We start from the raw sequence: 24,285 nt of genomic DNA, 5'->3' as shown, positions 1-24,285 counted from the left end.
AAGATATTATTTTTAATTTTTAATTTACAATTTTATGTTAATCATATATATCCCAAATATAAATAAATTAAATTTGTTTCACCAATTCTTTTAATATATTTCGAATAATGAAAAAATATTTCTTTTTATTGCTTGTTTTTCCAATGCTTTTTGGCTGTAGCACGGACAAGGTCAACAACAAGAATCCTTACTTGCCCAATTATACTTTTACCGTGGACATCAACATGAATTTGCCTGCTTATTCTGATCTTTCGTATGTGGCTAACGCAATATATTATCCAACTTATGGTGCTGGTCGTGGTTTTTTTGTTTTTAATACCGGCAGTGGTTACGTTGCCTTTGATGCCGCTTGTCCCAATCAAGCTCTAAGTAGTTGCTCCACGATGACTTTCAAAAAACTCGACGCTAATGACCCGTTAAAAATTGACAAAACAACCGTGGTTTGCTCTTGCGACAATGCGGCATACAGTTTGTTTTCGGGACAAAGTGCCGGCAAACAATATCCATTAAAGCAATATCGAGTGGAGGTGAACGGAACTAATTTGAGGGTTTATAATTAAAAAAAAATCCTGACAGCATAACCATCAGGATTCAACAAAGTATAACAAAAAAATTCTAAAACTTAAGCGTCAATCCAACCAAGAAGTTGGTTCCTGCTTGTGGATAATAATAAACATATCCTCCGCCATAATCGGCTCCATTGGAAACATAATCAACATTAAATATATTGTTTGCCAAAGCATTAACAACAATAGATTTAAAAATTGATTTAGTCGAAAACTCATAAGAAGCATTGAAGTCATTGACAAAATAATCCTTCAATTTACCACTGGCATCGTCAATGTTATTCATGTATTGCTCACTTACAAACTTGGACAACAAACTAAGTCTAAAGGCTGCCATCGGAGAAAAAGTCAACATATTTCCTGCAATGAAATTAGGAGAATACGCAATATTGGTATTCCCTAAATTGGTTAAACTTCCGCTTGCATCTGAAATAAAATCGACATTCTTATTGCTGCTTATCGTGAAATTGGGTGCAATCGTCCATTTGTCTGAAAGTTTCAAAGTGGCATCAACTTCAATTCCCAACCTGTAACTGTCTCCGCTATTTTTACGAATTGGACTTCCCACATCGTCAACACCGCCCGTCAAAACCAATTGGTCTTTGTAACGCATGTAATATCCATTGACATTTAGTTGGCTTTTAGTCGTTTTGAAACGCCATCCCAATTCAAAATCGTTTAATTTTTCCGGTTTTGGACTTCCGTTTTCATAATCAGTTCTATTGGGTTCACGATTGGCTCTGGCATACGAAAAATACAACTTATTTTTGGCATCAATATCGTAATTCAAACCTGCCTTGGGATTAAAGAAATTGAAGTTATCGTTAACGACTCCTGTTTCCCAACTATCGGCTTTGTAATGCACATTTCGAAGTTGCAAATCGCCAAACAAACTGATTTTTTCCGTGATTTGATAATTGGCTTTGGCAAAAATATTTCCATCCGCTTTTGTTGCGGCATCCTCATAATAAAGGTCGCCCAATTCGCTTTGGGAAGCATATCTTGCCCAGATTACTTTTCCGAAATGGTCACCTTCGTATTTGTTCCAGCCTCCGCCAAGAATTACGTCCAGTTTTTCACTTTTGTAATTGGCAGAAAACGTGGTTCCGTAAAAATCATTGTCCAACCATTTTTGGCGAATCAAATCCGTGGCAGTTTCAGTTCCAACAGGAAGCAATCCGTAATCCGCGAAGTCCGCATCTTCTTTGTAATTTTCGTAATAGCCTTTTCCTTTGGTATAATGAAAAGCCAAATTCGTGCTCCAATTTTCAGAAACTTTCTCGTTCCAATGCAATTGATAATGGTCTTGTTGGTAATTGTCGGTTTCGTTATCATAGAAACGGGTTTTTCCAAACTCGTCAGTAAACATTCCAGCCGAGTTGAAGGTTCTGCCTTTGTCTGCCATTGTTACAGCATCAATTCCGTTCCAAGATTGGTATGTTTTTTCTGTTCCACCAAAAGCCAAGGCCTTGACTAAAGTGGCTTTGCCCACATAAGTTCCTTGCAAGAAATAGGATTTCAAATTAGAACTGGCTCTATCCACATAACCATCCGATTTTAAAGTGGACAAACGTCCCGCAATTTCAAAATGGTCGTTCATCAGACCGGTACTGAATTTTACCGTGTTTTTGTTGGTTTTGAAACTTCCAAAAGAACTGGAAATTTCGCCTGTTCCTTTTTTTGAATACGTATCAGTCAGCATATTCAAACTGGCACCAAAAGCTCCTGCACCATTGGTAGAAGTCCCAACACCACGTTGCAATTGGACGCTCTCCAGAGAAGACGCAAAATCAGGCATATTTACCCAATAGGTTCCATGACTTTCAGAATCGTTGTATGGAATACCGTTGATGGTCACGTTTACACGAGTTGCATCGCTTCCGCGGACGCGAATTCCGGTGTAACCCACTCCATTTCCGGCATCGGTCGTGGTGACTACCGAAGGCAAATAATTCAATAATACGGGAATGTCTTGGCCTAAATTGCGTTGTGCCAATTCTTCCTTGCTGACATTGGAAAATGTCACGGGCGTTTTTGTGGTAACCCGAATGGCCGAAACCAGAACTTCGTCGAGTTGGTTGACTTTGGTGGTGTCTTTTTGTTTTTCTTGTGAAAAAGAGACTAAAGAGAATAGAAAAAAGAGAATAGAAAAAAGACGAAAAAAATTAGGATTTTGCGCCTTTGTGCCTTTGAGGCAAGAAAAAATAGTGTTCATCCGTAAATGATTTACGAATAAAAGGGGGAATTATTCTTTTTGTTAAATTAAAAAATGATTGTTCAGATTTTTCAGAATGACGTGCACATCATCTTGGAATCTATTTCCCTTAACAGCATTACCTGTTCAGGTTCGATGGGTATAATCTCAGCTCGTTATTTGGAGCACCCCTTTGAGACGGCTGCAAAGATAAAAAAAGAATTAAGACAAAAGTATCAAGTATTAAGAAAAAATTAAATAAAAAATCGTGATACTTGATACTTTTATCTTAATACTCAAAACCCGGCTTCCTTCTATTCTTCTTTAAATCGGATGTATTCTTTTTGTCCTTGATTCTTTTTCGAATGACTGATTTCGGGATTTTTGTGGCTTTCCTGATTTTGGGAACATGAAGTCCAGCGGTGATAATGTCCAAAAACCGCTTGGTTACAATGGCCTTGTTCTTGAGTTGACTTCGATCTTCGTCACAATTCAAAATCAGGATTTGTTCCGATGTCAATCTCGAGGCCAAATTATTTTCCAACAAGGCTTTTTCTTCTTCTGACAAGGCTTGCGAATTTTTCAAATCGAAAGACAGTACCACTTTCGAGGAAACTTTGTTCACGTTTTGACCACCTGCTCCACTGCTGCGGACGGCTTTATACTGTAATTCGGATATTATTTTTTCGGTTTCCAAAACTATACGGGTTGGTGTGGATCTTTCAACAAATCATTCACTGTTTTAACGGGATTGAAGGTTATCAATGGTACTTCGACAAAAACGGCTATCCATTTTGCCATCGCGCCATTCCACAAACCTGGCAATTCATAGCCTTTTAGCGGCTTTCCGTTTTGAGTTTTCTCGACAATAAAACCACTATTGTGATCGACAAATTGAGTCAAGTCGAATTTTTCGTTTTTATAATTTTTTATTCCACAAACCAAATCCACAGGATTGAAATGAGTTGCACTGGCAAGAATTTCAGCTTGATTGGCATTAGTCAAATCTACCTGCGAAGACTCGACAATTTGCAGAGAAACAACACCTTTCGAATCTTGAATCCAAAATGGTCCACCACCGGGTTCTCCTTCGTTTTTCACCATTCCGCAAACCCGAATAGGTCTATCAAGAAGCTCCTTTAGGTAACTGATTTTGTTTTCGGAAGTATATTTTGAAAAGCCGTCATTTACTCCAATATTCAATTCGTTTTTGACAAAAGACATGATTTCATCCAAATCCTCGAGGTTGTCATTGTCAATTTCATTCAAATAACTGAAAACTTTTTGTTGCAATTCCAGCAAAACTCCCGCCAAAGCTTTTTTGTATAAAGCAATGCTTTCGATGTGGTTTTGGATAACATTGTCGATGTTTTTGATAAAAATAATATCGGCATCCAAATTATTTAGGTTTTCGATCAACGCACCGTGACCGCCCGGCCTGAAAAGCAATTTATCGTTTTTGTCCCTGAACGGTTTGTTTTTTAAGTCCACCGCAATCGTGTCGGTGCTTTTATTTTGAAAAGAATAACTGGTATTAATAATCGTTCCGGATTCTTTTTCCACCTTGCTTTTTACGGCTTTTATAATCTCTTCAAATTGACTTTGGTGTGCTTCCGAGACGGTAAAATGCAAATTAGAAACACCGTTTGAACTTGCGTAATAAGCACATTCGTGCAAATGCTCTTCCACCGCCGTTGCAATGTGGGTTTTATATTTATGAAACGGAATAACCCCTTTTGGCTTGTTGGCAAAATCAAAGTAATCAGGCGACAAGAGGAGTTTTATGAAATAATAATTTTTATAATCTCTTTCCAGATTGTCAAAATCCGGGAACACTTCTTTCAATTTTTGATAAACTGCTTCAAAAAATGGAAATTTATTCATCCCGACTATAAAGATGGACAATTCGCTGTCTTTTTTCCGATTGATGTAGGCGTTGATGCTTTCTTTTTCAATGTCAAAATCATTTAGAAACTCGCTCAGGAACTTGAACATTCGGCTGGCAGCACCGGAAGCGGGAACAAATTTATTTAGTTTTAACGTTGATTTATTGGCGTCAAAAAAATCGGCTTTTTGTTGAAAATCATTTTTGGAAAGTTTCAAAATTCCATTGGAAACCTTTGCCGGTTCTACCAAAACCGTTTTGGAAATTCCTTTTTTGAAAATACTCAATTGCTTTTGGATATTTTCCAATGGAATTTCATGCTGGTAAATCTGGACAAAATCGAGTGAAGAAAAACCCATTTTTAGCGCTTTTTCCAAATCATCAATAATGGAAACTGCTTTTTTTAGTCGAAACTCTTTATCTCCCGAAAGGGTAATAAAAGGTTTATTGTTTTTGATTAATGTCTGTTTGAAAACGGCAAAAACCGATTCTCTTCCTTCGACCTTGTCCCCCAAGTCATCCTTTTCCCAAGGCACGTCAATGTCTGTCAAGAAAATTAAATCGTATTTGTGTTTTCGTGCGGCTTTGTCTAAAAGTGGATCGCAAAAATTGTAATACACCTCCGAAAACACTTTGGTCACCATCAAATTCGTGTCGCAAAAAAGATATTTATTGGCTAAGGAAAGATTTTCGTTTTCTAATTTTATTTGGCCATAAGCAATAGGCAACATATCGTTGACATCGCAAATTTGAGCTATCTTGTCCCATTTTTCTTGAAGATAATCGCGTGCATATTCAGGAGCCCAAACTGTATCAAAATGTTCGGCGAGTTGTTTTGCCAATGTGGTCTTCCCGGTAGATTCCGGGCCAAAAAGGGCGACCCTAATTATCTCTGACTGTTCTTGTTTAAGATTTTTCTCCATTCTAAATAAGCCGAAATGGCCAAAATTGTAAAAATTAAATACTGCAAAGACAACATTCCCAAGCCTCGGTAAGCGTACAAAGGCGTAACAATTATATCACCCAAAATCCAAAGTGTCCAGTTTTCGATTTTTTTGAGGGCCATGTACCACATTCCAGTGAAAAAAATTCCCGAAGCAAATATATCGATATAATTGTCTTTTTTAATTTCATAATCAAAGAAATTATAAATCCCGAAAACCACCAAAATGGTGACAAAAAACAATGCAATTCCTATTATTTTTTCTCTGGTATTGGTTCTCGAAATTGCCACAACATGAGTTTCGTTCTCCTTTAGTGTCCATTTGTACCAACCGTAAACACTCATTATCGAGAAATACCCATTGATCATCATGTCGCCCAAATAACCTGCAAGATATAATAAATAGGTAGTGATTATTGTGGCAATCAATCCTGTGGGATATACCCAAATGTTTTCTTTTTTGGCAAACCAAACGCTCAAAATTCCGAATACAAAAGCGATAAATTCCAGTACGATTTGGGTTGTCGATGCGTTTTTGTATGCGTTAAGGAAGAATTCTATCATAATTTATTTATTGAAAAAGTCAACGTCATTTTCAAATGCGGTTCCAATAACCACCAAATCGGCGCCGGAATTGTAGGCTTTTTGAATTCCCTGCAAATCTATAATTCCTCCTCCTACAATCAAGGGGATTTCGATATTTTGAGCCACTTTTTTAATCATTTCCAGCGGAACGGCTTGTTTTGCACCACTTCCGGCTTCGAGATAGATGAGTTTGTTGCCCAACATTTCGCCGGCTTGGGCTGTTGCCAATACCAATTCGGGATTATTTCGGTCTAATGGCTTTGTTTTACTGACTTTTTCCACGGCCGTTTGGGTTCCGCTTTCGATGAGAATATAGCCTGTTGAAATAATTTCCAAGTCGGTTTGTTTTAGGATTGGCACGGCTTTCACTTGGTGTTCAATGAGGAAATCCGGATTTCTTCCCGAGATTAAGGACAGGAACAAAATTGCATCGGCTTTGTCCGAGATTTGGGAGGGATTTCCGGGAAAAAGCACAATGGGCAAATCGCTATTTTGTTTGATTTTTATGATTAATTCGTCGATGATATTGTTTTCGACAAGGCTTCCGCCAATGAAAATATGGGTTGCCGGCGATTGGTTTATTTTTTCGATTAAAATACCAGCCTTATTCAAGTCGATTTTGTCGGGATCGAGGAGAATGGCCAATAATTTTTGATTGCTGATTTTAGATTGTAGAATATGGTTGTAAATGTTTGTCATAATTTGGCACACGGATGAAACGGATTTTACAGATTTGCACTGATTTTTTTATTTTTCTAAGGCATAAACCAAAGTGAATTCTTCAAACTCTTCAAAGTAAATAAAAAATTGCTTTTTTATTTTATCGATTTCAAGAATTGCGGTTGTTTTTTGGTCTTCTATTTCAAATATGTTGACTTGAATGTGGTCTTTGAAACTGATTCCTTTTTCGTTTCGGATTTTGAAAATAGCTTCTTTGGCGCCCCATTTTACGGTTAATTTCCGGATATAATCTTGGTTATCGAAACTTTTCAGACGTTTCAATTCTGTTGCGTTTACGAATTTGTCGGCGATTCGGATGATTTTTTCTCTTTGCATTTCGATGTCAATCCCGACAGTTTCATCGCTTATAATAATGGCCGAAAAATGATGGGAATGGGTAATAGAAACATATTTGCCATCAAGAAAATAAGGCTTTCCAAATTCGTCGTAATGCAAATCGTAATCCGTGTAACCCGCTTCCTTCAAGAGCATTCGCACACTCAAGAAAGCGCGTTGGTGCATTTCGGACTTCATTTTGTTTAACCGAAGCTGTGTTTTTTCTTTCAAAACCACATTACCAAACAATTCCTCGAAGGATTCGGTTATTTCCCAAACGAGGATTCGGGTTGTAGGACTAAAGTTTATGGTTTTGTATAAAGGCATTTTAGCAAGGTGATTTTTAGCCCCGATAGCAGCGGCATCCTTTTTTCGTGCTTTTTTGCACGGAAAAAGATATAGCGGATAGCGGGATTGGCTTCAAATAAAAATTATTTCATTAAAATTCAAAAGATTAGGAAATTAAACAATTCATAAATGTTCCCCAATGCTTTTTAATTTATAAAGTTATTACGTAATTTTGCAAAAAATTATAATTACAAATATACTATAAATGAGTACATCGACTATGCCTTATGTGGCTTTCAAAGTAAAAGACATTTCTCTAGCGGCTTGGGGAAGAAAAGAAATTGAATTAGCCGAAGCTGAAATGCCAGGTTTGATGGCGCTTCGTGCAGAATACAAAGACGAACAACCTCTTGCTGGTGCTCGTATTGCAGGTTGTTTGCACATGACAATCCAGACTGCGGTTTTAATCGAGACTTTAATTGCTCTTGGTGCTGAAGTGACTTGGAGTTCTTGCAACATATTCTCCACTCAAGATCAAGCTGCTGCCGCTATTGCTGCTGCCGGAATCCAGGTTTATGCTTGGAAAGGTTTGAATGAAGTTGATTTTGACTGGTGTATTGAGCAAACTTTATTCTTTGGCGAAGACAGAAAACCATTGAACATGATTCTTGATGATGGTGGAGATTTGACTAATATGGTTATTGACCGTTTCCCGGAATTGGTTGCTGGAATCAAAGGATTGTCCGAAGAAACTACAACTGGTGTTCACCGTTTGTACGAAAGAGTAAAAGCGGGAACATTGCCAATGCCTGCCATTAACGTGAATGACTCGGTTACTAAATCGAAATTTGACAACAAATATGGTTGTAAAGAATCGGCAGTTGATGCGGTTCGTCGTGCTACCGATATTATGTTGGCTGGAAAAAGAGTAATCGTTTGTGGTTACGGAGACGTTGGAAAAGGAACTGCAGCTTCTTTTAGAGGTGCTGGATCTATCGTGACTGTTACCGAAATTGACCCGATTTGTGCTTTGCAAGCTGCAATGGACGGTTTTGAAGTGAAAAAATTAGACACCGTTGTTGGAAATGCTGATATCATCATCACGACAACTGGAAATAAAGACATCGTTTTGGGTTCTCATTTCGAACAAATGAAAGACAAAACTATCGTTTGCAACATCGGACACTTTGACAACGAAATTGACATGGCTTGGTTGAACAAAAACCACGGTGCATCAAAAATCGAAATCAAACCTCAAGTAGACAAATATACTATTGGTGGAAAAGACATTATCATCTTGGCAGAAGGTCGTTTGGTAAACCTTGGTTGCGCTACAGGTCACCCAAGTTTTGTAATGAGTAACTCGTTTACCAACCAAACTTTAGCTCAAATCGAATTGTGGAAAAACAGCGCGGCTTACAACAATGACGTATACATGTTGCCTAAACATTTGGACGAAAAAGTGGCAATGTTGCACTTGGCTAAACTAGGTGTTGAATTGGAAACGTTGCGTGTTGACCAAGCGGAATATATTGGTGTTGCGGTTGAAGGACCTTTTAAACCGGAGTATTATAGATATTAGGTCATTGCGATGACCAAAGCAATTAATAAACAAACCACCCGAGATTTGATTTTGGGTGGTTTTTTTGTTTTTGTAGGAAGAGATTGAGTATCTTTGAATTTTTAATAAATTATACTCAACCACAGTTAAGCATATACAAACAAGTAGACTAACTGTTATAAGTTTTCAACATAAAACTAAGCATATTAATATGTTAGCAATAAATTTCGACAAGTATGCAAATAATCAACACTAAACTTATAAAGAAATTTATAACAATTTTAGGATTACTTTCATTTTTAATAATTCTAACTCCAATAATTCTTTATTTTTATAAGTTTAATAATGGCTTTTCAGAAAAAGCTGAAGATTGGTCTTCATTTGGCTCATTTATTGGTGGAAGCATCGGTACCTTTTTTAACTTACTTGCTGTTTTATTTTCACTCATAAGCATTTATATTACCTTAAAAATCACATCTCATATACAAAAAAAGGAATACGAATACAATCTCAATAGCATTGAAAGAGAAACGAAACGTAATGAAAATGAAATTCAACTATTGTATAAACAACATAAGCCTTTTCCAACAATTGCTTTTATCAACTTATTTGAAAAGACTGATGTTATTTTATCGAATCAAGGACTTGGCACATTGGTAGTAAACGAATGGCATCTAAAATTAGAAGACAAAAAATATTCGAATTTTGGTGATTTAATTAAAGATAATTTGAAAAATAATTACACTAAAAACATACAAATGTTTTGTGAAAATGGAACTAAATTGATTTTTAACTCTGGAACTGAAAAAAAACTTTTTGAGTTTTCTACTATACAGAATTCTATTGAATATAATGAGTTTAGAAAAGAATGTAAAGAATTACTTTTGAAAACGGATATAGTAATAAAATATGAAGATATTTTTGAAAATAAATATGAAATTACAGAGAGGATTGGAGTTTAAACCAAGTTCTACGCAGTCTCCAGACTTCGAAGCAAAATAAAACACAAAAACTCCTAACTTCCAAAAGCCTAGGAGTCTTTTTTTAAACAATCAAGCTCTCAACAATTCAAGCTTTATTTCTTCAATCAAAAAATCATATTGTTTTGTATCTTTGATAAAAGTTTGAAAATGACAACCAAAGAAAACATATTGCATCAGCTGAAATTGCACAGACCCGAATTGTCTAAATTTGGGATTAGTGCTGTTGGCTTGTTTGGTTCTTATGTTCGCAACGAACAATCCGAAAAAAGCGATATTGATCTTTTGGTTGATTTTGAACCCGACCAAGAAAATTTCGATAATTATATGGCACTCTATGATGTTTTTGAAAAAATATTCAAAAATGAAAAAATAGAAATGGTCACAAAAAATGGTTTAAGCCCATACATCGGTCCAAAAATATTAAACGAAGTAGTTTATGTCTAAAGAACCTTTGGAATACGTCAAACATATTCGAGATGAAATTGCTTATATTTTATCTGTCGTTGATATTAATTTGACAAAAGAAGCTTTTCTGGAAGATGAAACTTTGAAAAGAGCGATTATCCGAAGCCTAGAAATCATTGGAGAAGCCACAAAAAAAATCCCCGTTGACTTCAAACAAAAATACAATTCCATCACTTGGAAGAATATGGCTGGAATGAGAGACCGATTAATTCACGACTATATGGGAGTCAATTACACCATCATTTGGGATGTTGTTAAAAATAAAATCCCGGAACTCCACAAGCAAATAAACGAAGTCGTCGGAAAGGAGTAAAAAAATATACTATTCAAATCACAACATAAACAAATATGAGAGCAAAAAGCATTTTAGAAACCATTGGGAACACGCCCGTGGTTCAAATCAACAAGTTGTTTGGAAACAAAAAAGAAGTTTGGATTAAATTAGAAAGATCAAATCCGGGAAACAGCATCAAAGACAGGATTGCGCTTGCAATGATTGAAGATGCCGAAAGCAAGGGATTATTGAATGCCGACAGCGTAATTATCGAACCAACTTCAGGAAACACAGGAATTGGATTGGCATTGGTAGCTGCCGTCAAAGGATACAAAGTTATTTTGGTTATGCCGGATTCCATGAGTGTGGAACGCAGAAAATTGATGGAAATTTACGGTGCCGAATTCGTCCTTACACCCCGCGAAAAAGGGATGAAAGGCGCCATCGAAAAAGCAGCCGAATTAGTGCTGAAAACTCCAAATGCTTGGTCACCAAAACAATTTGACAACCCAGCCAATGTTGAAGTTCACGAAAGAACCACCGCACAAGAAATTATTGCCGATTTCCCTAACGGTTTAGATTATGTTATTACAGGAGTTGGGACAGGCGGACATATAACTGGAGTGGCGAAGGTTTTAAAAGCACATTTTCCAAATATCAAAATAATTGCCGTTGAGCCAGAATTGTCACCCGTATTAAGCGGCGGAACTCCCGGGCCACATCCTTTGCAAGGCATTGGAGCTGGTTTCGTGCCTTCTATTTACCGAACAGATTTAATTGACGAAGTGATCCAAGTAAGCAAAGATGATGCCTTTGAATATGCCAGAAAAATTGCCAAAGAAGAAGGTATTCTTGTGGGCATTTCCACAGGAGCATCATTGGCGGCTGTGGCCAAAAAAATGGACACAATTCCTGACGGTGCAATTGCACTTACTTTCAATTATGATACGGGCGAAAGATATTTATCGATCGAAGGATTGTTTTAAGCCTAAAAAAATCAAATTACAAAAACCTTGCAGCGATGTGAGGTTTTTTAGTTTACAAACATTTTAGAATTTCCAAGTTTTAAAAAATTAGAAAATGCTCCCTTTACTTAAAAACAGTAAGGAAACCTATTACAAATTTCATTTTTTAGATTGTCTTATAAAATATTCTCACCATAAATCGCTGTTTTAAAACAAATTACACACTTTAAGACTGAATCTTTGACATCCCAAGATTTCAATTTCACAGCATTAACCTAAACTATCACTATTGAAAAAACCATTTATCCCGCATTGCGCAATCGATTACAATCTAGAGTTGATACTGTAAGAAAAACTTTAGAATGAAAAAAATTAACATTTATTCTGAAATTCAAAAACACAAGCATCTTGTTCTGCAAAATTGAAATTCATTTCTAAAATTATTACTATTTGCACAATAATAATGACCATGCTTATTGACTTTGCTTAGAAAGCAAACAACTTTTAAACAAATCTTTTTTTTAAACCAAAAAAACAACATTCATCTACTATTTATACATTAAAAACATATATCATAATTTTTTCAAGAATTTATTTGTAATGTAATAAATTTATTCTACTTTAGAGCAATCGATTACACAAAAACCAATATTACCCAAGTTACATTAACCTATTACCAACCAAACAACCAAATTACAATTATGAAAAAAATCTTACTCTACATGACTGTCCTTTTTGCCTCGGCAAATATATGGGGCCAAGCAGTTACCATTAACAAATCAGGGGGATGGATGGAATCTGCCTTCGTAGAATGGGCACCAGTAGCTGGAGCAGACAGCTACAATGTTTATTATACTGGTGGTGGCCAAACTGACAAAAAAATTGACACACAGCTTATCCGTAGCTATGGGACTTATTTTCGTGCTGACGTGCTTGGTCTTGCTGCAGGAACTTATACTATCACGGTAAAGCCTGTAACAGCAAGTATTGAAGGTACTGGGGCCACCGCTTCAAACATAACCGTGCTAGCGCACGACCGCAACGGTTTTGCTTTTAATGGTGGTAGAGTTCCTGGTGGTTATAAAATGGATGGTACTCCTAAATCGGGAGCTGTTATTCTCTATATTACACAAAACACCAAAAACACCATTTCGTTTGATGTTATCACGGGATCAAATGGCACAACAAAAACAAACTATGTAGGCTTCCAAAATATTTTATATGGTATTAAAAAAGGATACGACACACGTCCGTTTATTATTCGTTTGATAGGGAATATTACCGACATGACCGTAATGGAAGGTGGCGATATTACCATTGAAAATGCTAACAATGCCGACAGCTATCTTACTATTGAAGGTGTAGGATCTGATGCAGTTGTAAACGGAATGGGAGTTCGTCTTAAATCAGCATCAAATATCGAAGTAAGCAATCTTGGTTTTATGAACTGCAATAGTACAGCGGGGGATAACATAGGAATGCAACAAGACAACGACCACATTTGGGTTCATAATAACGATTTGTTTTACGGAAATGCAGGAAGTGATGCTGATCAAATAAAAGGAGATGGCGCATTGGATAATAAAAACTCAACTTATATTACAATGTCTTACAATCACTTATGGGACAATGGGAAAGCAAGTCTTTTAGGTCTAAGTGAAGGCACGACAACAGATTTGTATGTTACTTATCACCACAACTGGTTTGACCACTCTGATTCTCGTCATCCACGTGTTCGTTATTATTCTGCACACATTTACAATAACTATTTTGATGGAAATGCAAAATATGGTTCAGGTTCAACTTGGGGTTCTTCATTATTTATTGAAGGGAATTATTATAGAAATGCAAAACACCCGATGATGGCTTCTATGCAAGGTACGGATATATGGGATGAAGCCAACCAAGTAAACAATGCTGGCACCATGGGAACTTTCTCTGGAGAATCAGGAGGAGTCATTAAGTCATTTAACAATGTGTTTGACGCTGACATTGCCACTAACAATATGCGTTTTGTAGCCTACGGCGATATAAACCCATTATACAATATTGCTGGAAAAATTAATTCAACAACCGATTTTGATGCTTATGTAGCAACTACAAGAGGAGAAACAGTGCCTAATTATGTTGTTTCAAAACCTGGAAGTAAACCTTCTACTGAACCTGGAAAAACAGGTAATACGACCTACAATAATTTTGATACTAATCCAGCATTATATATCAAAGATTTGGTAATTCAAACACCAACTACAGCTAGAGATAATGTAAAGCTATACGCAGGACGTGTTTCGGGAGGTGATTTGAAATGGACTTTTACCAATTCTGTAGACGATGCATCCTATCTTGTAATTACAGGATTAAAAAATTCCCTTACTAATTATGCACCAACAATGGTAGCTGTTCAAGGTGAAACTGCAGCAGTTGGAAATCAAACATTAACTACTACTTCAAACAACAACCAAACAGTATCAACAGGAACTGCAATAAGCAATATCGTATTTACTTGGGGTGGCGATGCAACCGATGCAAATGTTACTGGATTGCCAAATGGAGTTATAGCAACAAAAAACACTACTACCCAAACACTAACACTTTCTGGGACTCCCACCACGACTGGGGAATATATCGTAACTACCACTGGAAGTATCGGTTCAGCCGCATCTGATTCAGGAACCATTACGGTTTTGCCTCCAAGCAGCCAAACACTTACTTCTACTAGCAACAACAACCAAACAGTACTCAATGGTACGGCTATTACTCCAATAGTACTTACTTGGGGTGGCGATGCAACCGATGCAAATGTTACGGGATTGCCTACCGGACTTGATTCTACAAAAGACAGCACTGCCAAAACCATCACCATATCTGGCACACCAACAACCATTGGCACAACTACTTTTACAGCAACTACTACAGGAAGTTTGGGTACTCCAGTAGCAGTATCAGGTACTATTACAGTAACACTGCCTCCAAGCGATCAAATACATAATTTCACTACATCAGGAAAAGTAAGCACTTTCTACACCATTGTAGGAAATATGAACTCTACTTCAGGTTCTGCAACTTATGATGGATTGGCTTTGACAGCGCGTTTGAAAATAGAATCATTGCCAACTACAACCATTACTTACACAACTACAGCTGTATCAACCTTAACTTTAGTTTTTGACCCAACATTTACTGGAACCGTTAAACTTTCTGTGGGAACTACATCTGGAACTACTACAACTCACACAGCAGTAGGAGGAATAGTTACAGTAGCATCACTTCCTGCTGGAACTTATGTTATAAACAAAGGAGCAACAGCCAATTTGTTTTATATAAAAACCACCTACGGCACACTCGGCTTAGGGCAAAACCTTCCAGCAGCCAAATTGACTTTATATCCAAATCCAGTAACAAACCAACTTTACCTATCTACTTCTGACCAGAAAATAGAAAATGTTACCATTTACAATTTGACAGGTGCTTTAGTAAAAAGCATCAAAAATGAAGTAGAATCTATTGATGTTAGCAACCTAAAAACTGGAAATTATTTGGTAAAAGTAACAACCGATCAAGGTTCGTTTACAAAAAAGATCATCAAAAAATAAAGCAATAAGTCCAAAATAAAGAACCCCGCTTAAAGCAATTTAAGTGGGGTTTCTCTTGTAAAAAAAGTTCTGTTTATTTAACTTCTATTTCGATAATAGAGTCCAAAATTCCATTCCCTGTCAAAGCTTTTAACTTAATGTTTTCCTTCTTCCCATTCGATTGAATGATGGCGATGCATTTGCCATTATAGACTTTATATGAAGACGCTTTAAAAGAATCTAAATTGGCTTGATAACCATTATCAACTCCTAATAATTTTCCGCCACCAGTTACTTCAAAGTTAATTAAATCATTGGCGTTTGGCGATAAATTCCCGTCTTTATCAATAATAGAAACGGTTACGTAAACCAAATCATAAGTGTCATTTTTAATGGAAGTTTTATCAGCATTTAAATCAATTTTGGAAGCTTCTCCAGCTGTGTGAATTTCTTTTTCTAAAACTACTTTTCCGTCCTTTCTAGAAATCGCTTTCAAAGTTCCGGGTTCGAATTTTACGCGCCAGGAAATATGCAAATCGTCATTTTGTTTAGCTTTTTTACCCAATGATTTTCCGTTGAGGAACAATTCTACTTCATCGGCATTGTTGTAATATGCCCAAACGTCGACTTCCTGATCTTTTTGCCAGTTCCAGTGCGGAAAAAGATGCAAAACGGGTTTTGTCGTCCATTCGCTTTGGTACATATAATACACATCCTTGGGAAAGCCCGCCAAATCAACGATTCCGAAATAAGAACTTCTTGCGGGATACGGATACGGATCTGGTTCACCCAAATAATCGAAACCAGTCCAGATGAAAGTTCCCGCCATAAAATCCTGTTTTTTGATGGTTTTCCAATTGGCTTCGTGCGTTGTTCCCCAATAAGAAGCGACATTGTCAAAAGCCGAAACCGTCCAATCTTTGTTTCCGTCGAATGGTGCGCCGTGTTTTGGCGGCCACATTTTAATCCCATCCGCAGGAAAATCATAATGACCTCGGGTTTCCAAAGCCGAAACACTTTCGGAAGCGATTATTTTTTGCCCTTTGAAACGAACAGGAAACTCTTTGTAATCTTCGTGTTTGTAATTGAACCCTAACAAATCCAAAGCTCCCGACTGATAAATGAAATTTTTCTCGATAACATTTTCCGTCAAAGCCGAAGTTACAGGTCTAGTTTTGTCTAAAGATTTTACAATTTGAGCCAATTCTCTGGTAATGGCAATTCCCGTACTGTCAAATTGTTCACGGATTTCGTTACCAATACTCCACATCATCACCGACGGATGGTTGCGGTCTCTTTTGATAAAATCTTCCAAATCTTTTTTGTGCCACGCATCCCAATCTTTATGGTAATCGTTGGTCACTTTTTTCTTTTTCCAAACGTCAAAAGCTTCATCTTGCACAATAAATCCCATTTCATCGCACAACTGCATCATCTCCAAAGAATGCGGATTATGTGCCATTCGAATAGCATTAGCCCCCATTTCTTTCATAATTTTCAATTTTCTTTTGACAGCGTGAATGTTCTCTACAGCTCCCAAAGCGCCGTTGTCGTGATGCAGGCAAACACCTAATATTTTGGTTGGTTTTCCATTTAATGAAAATCCTTTTTCGGCATCGAAATTGAAGAATCGGAATCCTAATGGCGTTTCGTAATTATCGGCTGCTTTTGAATTTTCATAGATTGTTGTGACAATTTTATACAAATTCGGATTTTCGGTATCCCACAATTTTGGGTCAGTTACAACCAAATTATGTACCGAGATTTTTTCAGAATTAGCAGCAATTTTTTCTAACGAACTCATTGTCGCAACCTCAACGTTATTGGCATCCAAAATAGTATTTACTAGTTTAAATTCTTTGGCAGCCGCATTCCCATTTTTTACAGTAACTTCCAACTTAACAGTTGCTTTTTCTTCCGAAACTTCCGGCGTTGTCACATAAGTTCCCCATTGTGCCACGTGCAGTTTTTCGCTAGCCACCAATCGTACATTTCTGTAAATTCCAGAACCGGTGTACCATCTTGAATTAGGCTGTGCATCGTTATCCACTTTTACGGCAATGATGTTTTCTTTTCCAAAATGCAAATATTGCGACAATTCATAAGTAAACGAAATGTATCCGTTCGGGCGTATTCCCAACAAATGTCCATTGATAAATACTTCACTGTTTTTGAAAACACCATCAAACTCTATCGACACGGTTTTGCTCTTCCAATCTTCGGGAAGCGTGAATGTTTTGCGGTACCACCCTATTCCTGCTGGCAAAAATGCCTGTGCTTGTTTGGTTGGATTGTCTTTATTAAATGCACCTTCAATACTCCAGTCGTGCGGCAATTGCAAAGTTCTCCAATCGGCAGTATTGAAATTAGATTCGATTGCCGTTGGGTGATCGCCTAATTTGAAGTTCCAGTTTTGATTGAAGTCTTCAACGATTCGGGCATTTTTACTTTTTGAAGCACAGGCAACAAGAAGCAGTAATACCAATACAATTGCTATTTTTTGTAAAACGTTTTTATGTTTTTTTACCATTGTAAATATTTTTAAAACCATGTAAGGCATATAAGTTTTTGAAATCTTTCTTCTTTACTCTTTCCTCTATTTTCTCTCTACTGAAACTCAAAAGAATCCAAAAGCAAGCCTTTCATATCTTCTGATTCTATCGTGATTTTATAGGTTCCTGCATTGATATAACCGCCTGATGTGGTATTTAATATCTTCCATTTTTCTGATGCAGTGGAAAATTCAATCTCATCATTTCGCATCAAAATCCCGTAGGCATCTTCCATTTTGAACTTGACTTTTACAGGCATTTCGTTTCTGTTCATAAATCGGAAACGCATCAGGTAAATTCCTGCAACTCCGGGTTTCACTTCAAACTGGATGCTGTTTTTTGTTTTTTGTGTAAATTCGATGTAATCTGCTTTTTTGAAATTGCCTTTCTCGATTCCGTTTCCGGTGGTTTTGGCGGTTTCTGCTTCCAAAAGTACAACGGGTCTTGAATCGTCTTTTTCGCCCATATCGTAGGTTGGAACGACTGCGATTGTACTTTGATTTTCTGAATTTTCAAAAAGTACTTTCTCTCCTTTTTTTACTTTTTTATGAAAAACCGAAAACTCAACTTTATTAGAATTCTTGGCCGTTTCTGCCAATTTTTTATAACCAGAAATAGAATCTTTTGATTGGCTAAATAAATAAATTTCTGAGTCTTCTTTGGTTGTGAATGAACCAGAAACTTTAGAGCGATTTGAAAATATTAAATAATCAGCTCCAAAAACTTCCGAAGGTAATTTAGTAAAAACCTCATCCGAATTGGAATATTGTTTTGAATTGATATCCAGCCAAGAACCAATTTTAGTTTCGGAATTACTTTCTACATTCTGAATATTTCTTGGCGAAGCCGAAGCTCCTTTCAGAAATTTATCTTTGGCTGCAATGGCAATTGCTGAAATAATCGCCTGACTTGCTTTTACATTCGGGAACGAAATAACGATTTTTCCGTTTACGCTTTTTACAACGAAAGTTTTCTTTAGCGCCGAATCGTGTCCGACTTCACTCCAGATATCCAAATCTTTCAGCACCACATTCTCATTAATGGCTACATCAAACAAACGCCAGCCTTTGCAATCCAGTCCGCCGCCTGTTCCGTACCAAGGTTCTATGAAATACAATTCTACCAAATATTCTCCATCGGGAGCAGGGAATTCGTAACGCAATTTGTCAATTCCATATCTAAAACTCTGAAATAATTTCCAGTCTTTTGTTCCCGAAATTGGGTCGAAAGTGCTTCTTTGGCTCGCATAAAAATCAGGCAATTGTTTGAAATTATCCGTCCACGACAAAGATCCCCAAGTGTTGTCTCCGCTTTTGTGAACATCTGCCTGCCAAGTATTTCCTAATGAATCCGTGATTTCGCTTCCGCCACTGTTGACTCTGTAAATGTAATTGTAGTTTTTTTGAGGCTGTAAAAGGGTTTCCTTTTTGGTTTCTAATTCGTTTAAATTAGGTGCTTTTGGCAAACTGTTTAATACGATATAATCTTTGGCAACCGCTTTTCCATTTACATAACCAACAGCATACAAAACATTGTACTGAATATCGACATTATTCCATTGAAAATGCTGTCCCAAGCCTGGATTTTTTAATTTTCCGAGTGATGTTTTATCGATATCATTGAACAATTCGACTTCATCACAATTCGAATAGACATCGATTCCGTTTTTGATCCCAACAGAATCCCAACGGCTTGGCCAAGTGTGCGAAACGATATACACCATTGGATTGGTTTTGTTCGAAACATAATTGGCGCGGTACATATAATACGCATCCAGAGGTTCTCCCCAAATACTGAAAAGTCCTTTGTAATTTACGGGCCCGACCTTGTCAATATCCCTGAATCCTTCGCCGTTTTGAGTACGTCCCGGATTTTCGTGAGAAGCAAAAATCCAATTGAATTGTCCAGCAATTTTATTTTTTACTGATTCGGCTTCGCGGATTTTTATTTCCATTAATTGGGAGAAACGATTTTCGCTCAAAGTTCCTTTTTGGTCGAATTCGCCTTCGGTGTGGAGATCGTGTGAACGCCAGGCGCCGTATTCTCCGTTTAACAATTGCTTGCTCATTTCGACATCGTAATTGAATGGATCGCCACCATAGGTTCCAGACCAGTTTTGTACGACATTCCAATCGGTTCCTTCGCCACCGTTGCAAGTGGTTACGATGCGTTGCGAAGCCGACATTGGATCCATTTCGCGAATGATTTTGGTACATTCTTCGGCAAATTCCTTTGGAATCGTGCTTTCATTTTGCAATCCCCACATTACGACTGACGCATTATTACGGCGTTCTTTAATCCATTCGCGCAATAGGATTTTGAAATTTTCCTTGAATTCAGGCGTGTCGTACCAAATGTGTGCCGAAAACTGACTCCAGAACAGGATTCCATTTTCGTCCAGTTCTTCCTGATATTTCAAATTGTGAGGCTGATGTGCTTCACGAAAAGCATTGAAACCTCCTGCTTTTATCTGTTCTATTCTGGAATGGATTTGCTCGTCTGAAAATGAATGGCTGTTTCCGATTAAATGTTCGTACTCACAGGTTCCATTGACAAACAAAGGCTCATCGTTGATGTAAAAACGATTGTCTTTTCCGTCACGGCTTACCGGCCAGCTTACCCAACGAATTCCGTACGGAGTTTTTAATTCGTCAATTTTCTTTCCATTTTCCGAAATTGTGGTAACCAATTGATATAAATACGGATTGGCTGGCGACCATAATTTTGGATTTGCAATTTCGGGAAGTGTTTGTGCTATTTGTTTTGTTTCTCCTGAATTGTTTTTGACATCACTATTTACACTAACTACTTTGTTTCCGTTTTTATCCAAAAGGGTGTTTTCAATGGTTAGGTTTCGGTTTGAATTTCCGTAGTTTTTGATTTCGGTAGTAATGTTCAGGATTGCTTTTTCTTTGGAAGTTGCTTTGTCATTCCAAATGTGAACGCCAAAAGGTTCTATGCGAACTTCATCGGTAACAACCAAAGTTACAGGTCTAAAAATTCCCATTGGCTGTGAACCTTCTGAAAATCCCCATTCGCCAGAGCAACCGCCACAAACCCAAGGCAAATCGGCAATAAAGGATGGATGCGAGGCTTTGACAATGATATCATTTGTCTTTCCGAAAGAAACAGCGTTGGTAATATCGACTGTAAAAGTGGTTCTTCCGCCTTTGTGTTCGCCGACTTTTTTGCCGTTTACCCAAACCGTGGCATAAGAACTTACGCCTTCGAAATAAAGGAAAAGTCTTTTGGAAATGTCTTTTTTATCTAACTGTAACGTTTTGTGATACCAGGCGGTGCCGTGCAGATTTCCGTGTTTGGTTCTTCTGAATCCGTAATACTGATCCCAATTGTGGGGCACGTTTACTTTTTGCCATTGTGCATCTACTTTTGGATTTTGCACAAAGGTTTCTTCCTGTACCGGAAGCTGATCCAAAACAATGGTTTCCCAAGAGGAGTTCAGCGAAACTTCTTTACGAAAAGACGTTCCTTTTTCTTGGGTTTGCGACCACGAAAAAGCAGTTATAAAAAATAGTATGTAAATTAATTTCTTCATTTTTTATGTATTTAACCCTTTCAGAGTTTAAAACTCTGAAAGGGCTGAAAAACTATTCTCGTATTAATAGAACAACCAATCCACTGCTCCTTTTTCGCCTTCGTCGATATAACCTACATCACGGGTCGTGATGGTTTGGTTCGCATCAATAAAACCTAAAATCAAGACTCTTCCTTTGCCTAAATCCAGTTTGTTTTCGCCCGGTTGGAAGGTGTAGGTGTGAATGTTTATTCTTGGCAATTCCTTCAAATTCATTGCGCTTGCCAGTATCACTTCTGCCTGACCGTGGGCGTTTCCGGCAGCATCGGTTTCCAAACTTGGCGGAAATAAAAATCTCTTTTGGTCGGAATTGAAATAACCTACCACCAGTTTTACGGCTTTGGTATTTTTGAATTTCAGCTGTGTTCCCTTTTCGTTTTGTGCTGTCTCGTCGAAGGTAATTCCTTTTAGATTTTGCAATTCAGGAGCTACTTTTGTCAATTCAGAAATATCTGTTCCGTACACTTTTGTTCCGTTTTTGACGGCGTAAGTTCCTTTTGATTCTGACAACAAAGTTACTTCGGCAGTTTGCCACGGTTTACCTTCTTTAGTTACAATTTTACCATCTTTTGATGATTTTAAAAGTTCTAAATTTCGTTTAAAATTAGCCAATTCACGTTCGTAATGTGGCAATAATTCGGCCCAAGTTTTGTTGTTTCCATCGTCTCCACCAATCGGGATTCGGCGTTGTGCTGTCTGCATACTGTTGGCATACAAATAATGGTCTTTCGTCAACTTGACCAAAGTTTCATAATGTTCTATACTTTTTTCCAAATGCGGCAAGGCTTTGTCCAAATCTGAAATTTCGTTGGAATAACTGTAACGCAAGACCAAAATTGCGGCTTTCACTTTCTCCGAAAAGAAATCGGCGAAGGCTTTGTAAGCGTGCATATCGTTTTTGAGGCGGAGAAATTCTTCCTTGTCTTTGGTCACTTTTGACTCGGCTTTGTCGATGGCTTCAACGGCTAATTTTCCGTGTTGGGTGATTTCGGCTATGATTTGCGTTGGCAATTCGCCCACGTGCGGTTCTTTGTTCCACTCTTTTTTGGCGTATTCCAAAAGCAATTCTCCTACTGGTCCACAAGATTCGTGGAATCCAGGGTAAACTCTCCATTTTGCAGGATTTACCAATTGACTTTCGAACATTCCCAATAATAAGGTTTGACGATTTCCTTCGGTGATTCCGAAACGTCTTAATGTTTTTGGGGCGATTTCTCCCGACTCATCGTATGCTTTTTGGATATTATTGGCGCCTTCTATATCGGTTCCGTATTTGGTTGCCAAATCTTTATCCCAATATTTAATTTCTTCGTTTCGGTCTCTTTTGCTGTTCCAAGCGTATCTTGCCCAAGCTTTGTACCAAATCCAGTCGCGATCCATTTCGAGCAATCGTTCGCCCGTTTTGGTTTTATCGGCCGTGTAAGGCCAATCCCAATAGGATGCCTGTGGATATAAATGTAGCGCATTGGCGCCGTGAGCACTGTGCATTGCCTGAACCGTTTTTTGGATAAAATCCGGAGAACCGTAACGGAAAGGCTCCAGATTCGCCAAAATATGAACGTTTGAAATATGAACCGAATTCAACGAACTCAACTTTTTGTGAATTTCTCCCCAAGGTCCGCGTGGCGTGTAAGTCGTCAAGGACTCGCCATTGTACTTGTGCATCGTGTATAAATTTTTATACAACGGAAGTGCTTTTTCCATTACCAAAGGTGCATCGGTATCGTGAGCGCGAACGATAATTGGTGGTTCTTCGGTTTTGCCTAAAGCTTTCATTCCGTCTTGAACCCCCGGAATAATGGTCTTATTGAACCATTCTACGTCATCTTCAATCGTGTTGATGGCTTCGCCAAGGCAAACCAACAATCCCACGTTTGGATATTTTTCGATAAAAGCAGTGATAGATTTTTTGGTATAATCAGCGATTTCTGGTGTAATCGGGCGGGAACGATCTTGGGTTTTGATGTTGTAATGCTCCGCAAATGGTTTGGAAACGATGATGTTATAAAACATCTGAATCACCCAGATTCCTCTTTTGTTGGCTTCTACTGTAAGGTAGTTATAAATTTCTTCGTTCTTTTTGAAATCTTCCTCGCTTACTTCCAAGGCAAAGGGATAATCTTTCAGTTTTACCAAGGATGCAAATGGGTGTCCGTTCCATAAATACAAAGAGTTCATTCGGTTTTCGACCATCATATCGAGGTACTTTGTCCATAGTTTTTTGTCGTAAAACCAAGGGAACGATTCGGGTGTGTATGGATATTCGTAAACATCCCGCCCCGGAAGATACACCGGTTTTTGTACTCCGATACAAGATCCTCTCAAGACCATTTCAGGACTGTCTTCGATATTGATTTCCGATGGAATTATACCTGAAGTTTTGATTCGGTCTGCCAATTCCAAAGCTCCATACAAAGCTCCGGTGGCATCGGTTCCTTCAACGTAAATGGTGTTTTTTTGCGTGCGGATTTGAAAGCCTTCTTTTTTGGTTAATTGGCTGTCGTCGATTTTAGCGGTTCTGGCATTTTGTTTCCAAAAATCGGTTCCTTTCTCGCCAATGACAATTACTTTGTCTTTTGATTTTTTGGGAGTTTTGTCTGCAAAAGTTATTTTGAATCCTTTGGCAATTGCAGTTTCTGATAGTTTTTCGGCACCATATTGCGCTCTTGGTGCTTTCGCATCGCGAACGATGGTAATGTTTTGCGCTGATGCAAAAGTGGCACATAATCCTAAAAAAAGTAAGCTTAAATATTTCATTGTATTGTTATTTTTTGACCACAAATTGCGCAAATTAGCACAAA

General features: G+C 37.7%; 16 protein-coding genes. 7 read left to right on the top strand and 9 right to left on the bottom strand.

What is annotated here, in order from left to right; genetic code table 11:
- Nucleotides 1-107: 107 nt before the first annotated feature.
- Nucleotides 108-560, top strand: coding sequence for a Rieske (2Fe-2S) protein (locus OZP13_RS17845; RefSeq protein ID WP_281298093.1), 453 nt, complete (start codon nucleotides 108-110; stop codon nucleotides 558-560).
- Nucleotides 561-615: 55 nt separating this feature from the next.
- Here the strand turns inward: OZP13_RS17845 and OZP13_RS17840 are convergent, their stop codons facing one another.
- From OZP13_RS17840 to OZP13_RS17815, 6 genes are all read right to left on the bottom strand, one after another.
- Nucleotides 616-2,781 carry a TonB-dependent receptor gene (locus OZP13_RS17840; protein ID WP_281298092.1) on the bottom strand — a complete coding sequence of 722 codons (2,166 nt, stop codon included), beginning with the start codon at nucleotides 2,779-2,781 and terminating at the stop codon, nucleotides 616-618.
- A gap of 268 nt (nucleotides 2,782-3,049) precedes the next feature.
- Entirely contained in the window at nucleotides 3,050-3,457 is a 408-nt protein-coding gene (gene arfB / locus OZP13_RS17835) for an alternative ribosome rescue aminoacyl-tRNA hydrolase ArfB (RefSeq protein ID WP_281298091.1), read from the bottom strand.
- Between the two features lie 2 nt (nucleotides 3,458-3,459).
- Nucleotides 3,460-5,568, bottom strand: a complete 2,109-nt coding sequence (locus tag OZP13_RS17830; protein ID WP_281298090.1) for a DUF4301 family protein — start codon at nucleotides 5,566-5,568, stop codon at nucleotides 3,460-3,462.
- Complete coding sequence (gene pnuC / locus OZP13_RS17825; protein WP_281298089.1) at nucleotides 5,532-6,152, bottom strand: nicotinamide riboside transporter PnuC; 621 nt, start codon at nucleotides 6,150-6,152, stop codon at nucleotides 5,532-5,534. The genes OZP13_RS17830 and pnuC overlap by 37 nt, the downstream gene beginning before the upstream one ends.
- A 3-nt stretch (nucleotides 6,153-6,155) precedes the next feature.
- Nucleotides 6,156-6,872, bottom strand: coding sequence for a phosphoglycerol geranylgeranyltransferase (locus OZP13_RS17820; RefSeq protein ID WP_269241487.1), 717 nt, complete (start codon nucleotides 6,870-6,872; stop codon nucleotides 6,156-6,158).
- Between the two features lie 48 nt (nucleotides 6,873-6,920).
- Nucleotides 6,921-7,556, bottom strand: coding sequence for a 4'-phosphopantetheinyl transferase family protein (locus OZP13_RS17815; RefSeq protein WP_269241485.1), 636 nt, complete (start codon nucleotides 7,554-7,556; stop codon nucleotides 6,921-6,923).
- A gap of 226 nt (nucleotides 7,557-7,782) precedes the next feature.
- Here OZP13_RS17815 and ahcY point away from each other — a divergent pair, with 226 nt between their 5' ends.
- The 6 genes from ahcY to OZP13_RS17785 all read left to right on the top strand — a co-directional run bounded on the left by ahcY (nucleotide 7,783) and on the right by OZP13_RS17785 (nucleotide 15,358).
- On the top strand, nucleotides 7,783-9,099 hold the full coding sequence (ahcY, locus tag OZP13_RS17810) for an adenosylhomocysteinase (RefSeq protein ID WP_281298088.1): 1,317 nt from the start codon (nucleotides 7,783-7,785) through the stop codon (nucleotides 9,097-9,099).
- A gap of 215 nt (nucleotides 9,100-9,314) precedes the next feature.
- Nucleotides 9,315-10,040, top strand: coding sequence for a hypothetical protein (locus OZP13_RS17805; RefSeq protein WP_281298087.1), 726 nt, complete (start codon nucleotides 9,315-9,317; stop codon nucleotides 10,038-10,040).
- A gap of 168 nt (nucleotides 10,041-10,208) precedes the next feature.
- Nucleotides 10,209-10,505 (top strand): nucleotidyltransferase family protein, encoded by a 297-nt coding sequence (locus OZP13_RS17800; RefSeq protein ID WP_281298086.1) that lies wholly within the window; start codon nucleotides 10,209-10,211, stop codon nucleotides 10,503-10,505.
- Complete coding sequence (locus OZP13_RS17795; protein WP_281298085.1) at nucleotides 10,498-10,839, top strand: HepT-like ribonuclease domain-containing protein; 342 nt, start codon at nucleotides 10,498-10,500, stop codon at nucleotides 10,837-10,839. The genes OZP13_RS17800 and OZP13_RS17795 overlap by 8 nt, the downstream gene beginning before the upstream one ends.
- Nucleotides 10,840-10,874: 35 nt before the next feature.
- On the top strand, nucleotides 10,875-11,786 hold the full coding sequence (gene cysK / locus OZP13_RS17790) for a cysteine synthase A (RefSeq protein ID WP_281298084.1): 912 nt from the start codon (nucleotides 10,875-10,877) through the stop codon (nucleotides 11,784-11,786).
- 680 nt (nucleotides 11,787-12,466) lie between these two features.
- Complete coding sequence (locus OZP13_RS17785) at nucleotides 12,467-15,358, top strand: pectate lyase family protein (RefSeq protein ID WP_281298083.1); 2,892 nt, start codon at nucleotides 12,467-12,469, stop codon at nucleotides 15,356-15,358.
- 73 nt (nucleotides 15,359-15,431) lie between these two features.
- Here OZP13_RS17785 and OZP13_RS17780 read toward each other — a convergent pair whose 3' ends face one another.
- The 3 genes from OZP13_RS17780 to OZP13_RS17770 all read right to left on the bottom strand — a co-directional run bounded on the left by OZP13_RS17780 (nucleotide 15,432) and on the right by OZP13_RS17770 (nucleotide 24,241).
- Nucleotides 15,432-17,867 (bottom strand): glycoside hydrolase family 2 TIM barrel-domain containing protein, encoded by a 2,436-nt coding sequence (locus OZP13_RS17780; RefSeq protein ID WP_269241479.1) that lies wholly within the window; start codon nucleotides 17,865-17,867, stop codon nucleotides 15,432-15,434.
- A gap of 77 nt (nucleotides 17,868-17,944) precedes the next feature.
- The gene (locus tag OZP13_RS17775) at nucleotides 17,945-21,445 is read right to left on the bottom strand and encodes a malectin domain-containing carbohydrate-binding protein (RefSeq protein ID WP_281298082.1); all 3,501 of its coding nucleotides are present in this window, start codon (nucleotides 21,443-21,445) and stop codon (nucleotides 17,945-17,947) included.
- A 63-nt stretch (nucleotides 21,446-21,508) separates the two neighbouring features.
- Nucleotides 21,509-24,241, bottom strand: coding sequence for an alpha-d-galacturonidase (locus tag OZP13_RS17770; protein WP_281298081.1), 2,733 nt, complete (start codon nucleotides 24,239-24,241; stop codon nucleotides 21,509-21,511).
- Between the last annotated feature and the right edge of the window lie 44 nt (nucleotides 24,242-24,285).

The sequence above is a fragment of the Flavobacterium limnophilum genome (assembly GCF_027111315.2).
GTDB classification, from domain to species: domain Bacteria; phylum Bacteroidota; class Bacteroidia; order Flavobacteriales; family Flavobacteriaceae; genus Flavobacterium; species Flavobacterium limnophilum.
The sequence above is the reverse complement of the archived record's forward strand: the minus strand, read 5'-3'. Positions and strand labels throughout refer to the sequence as shown.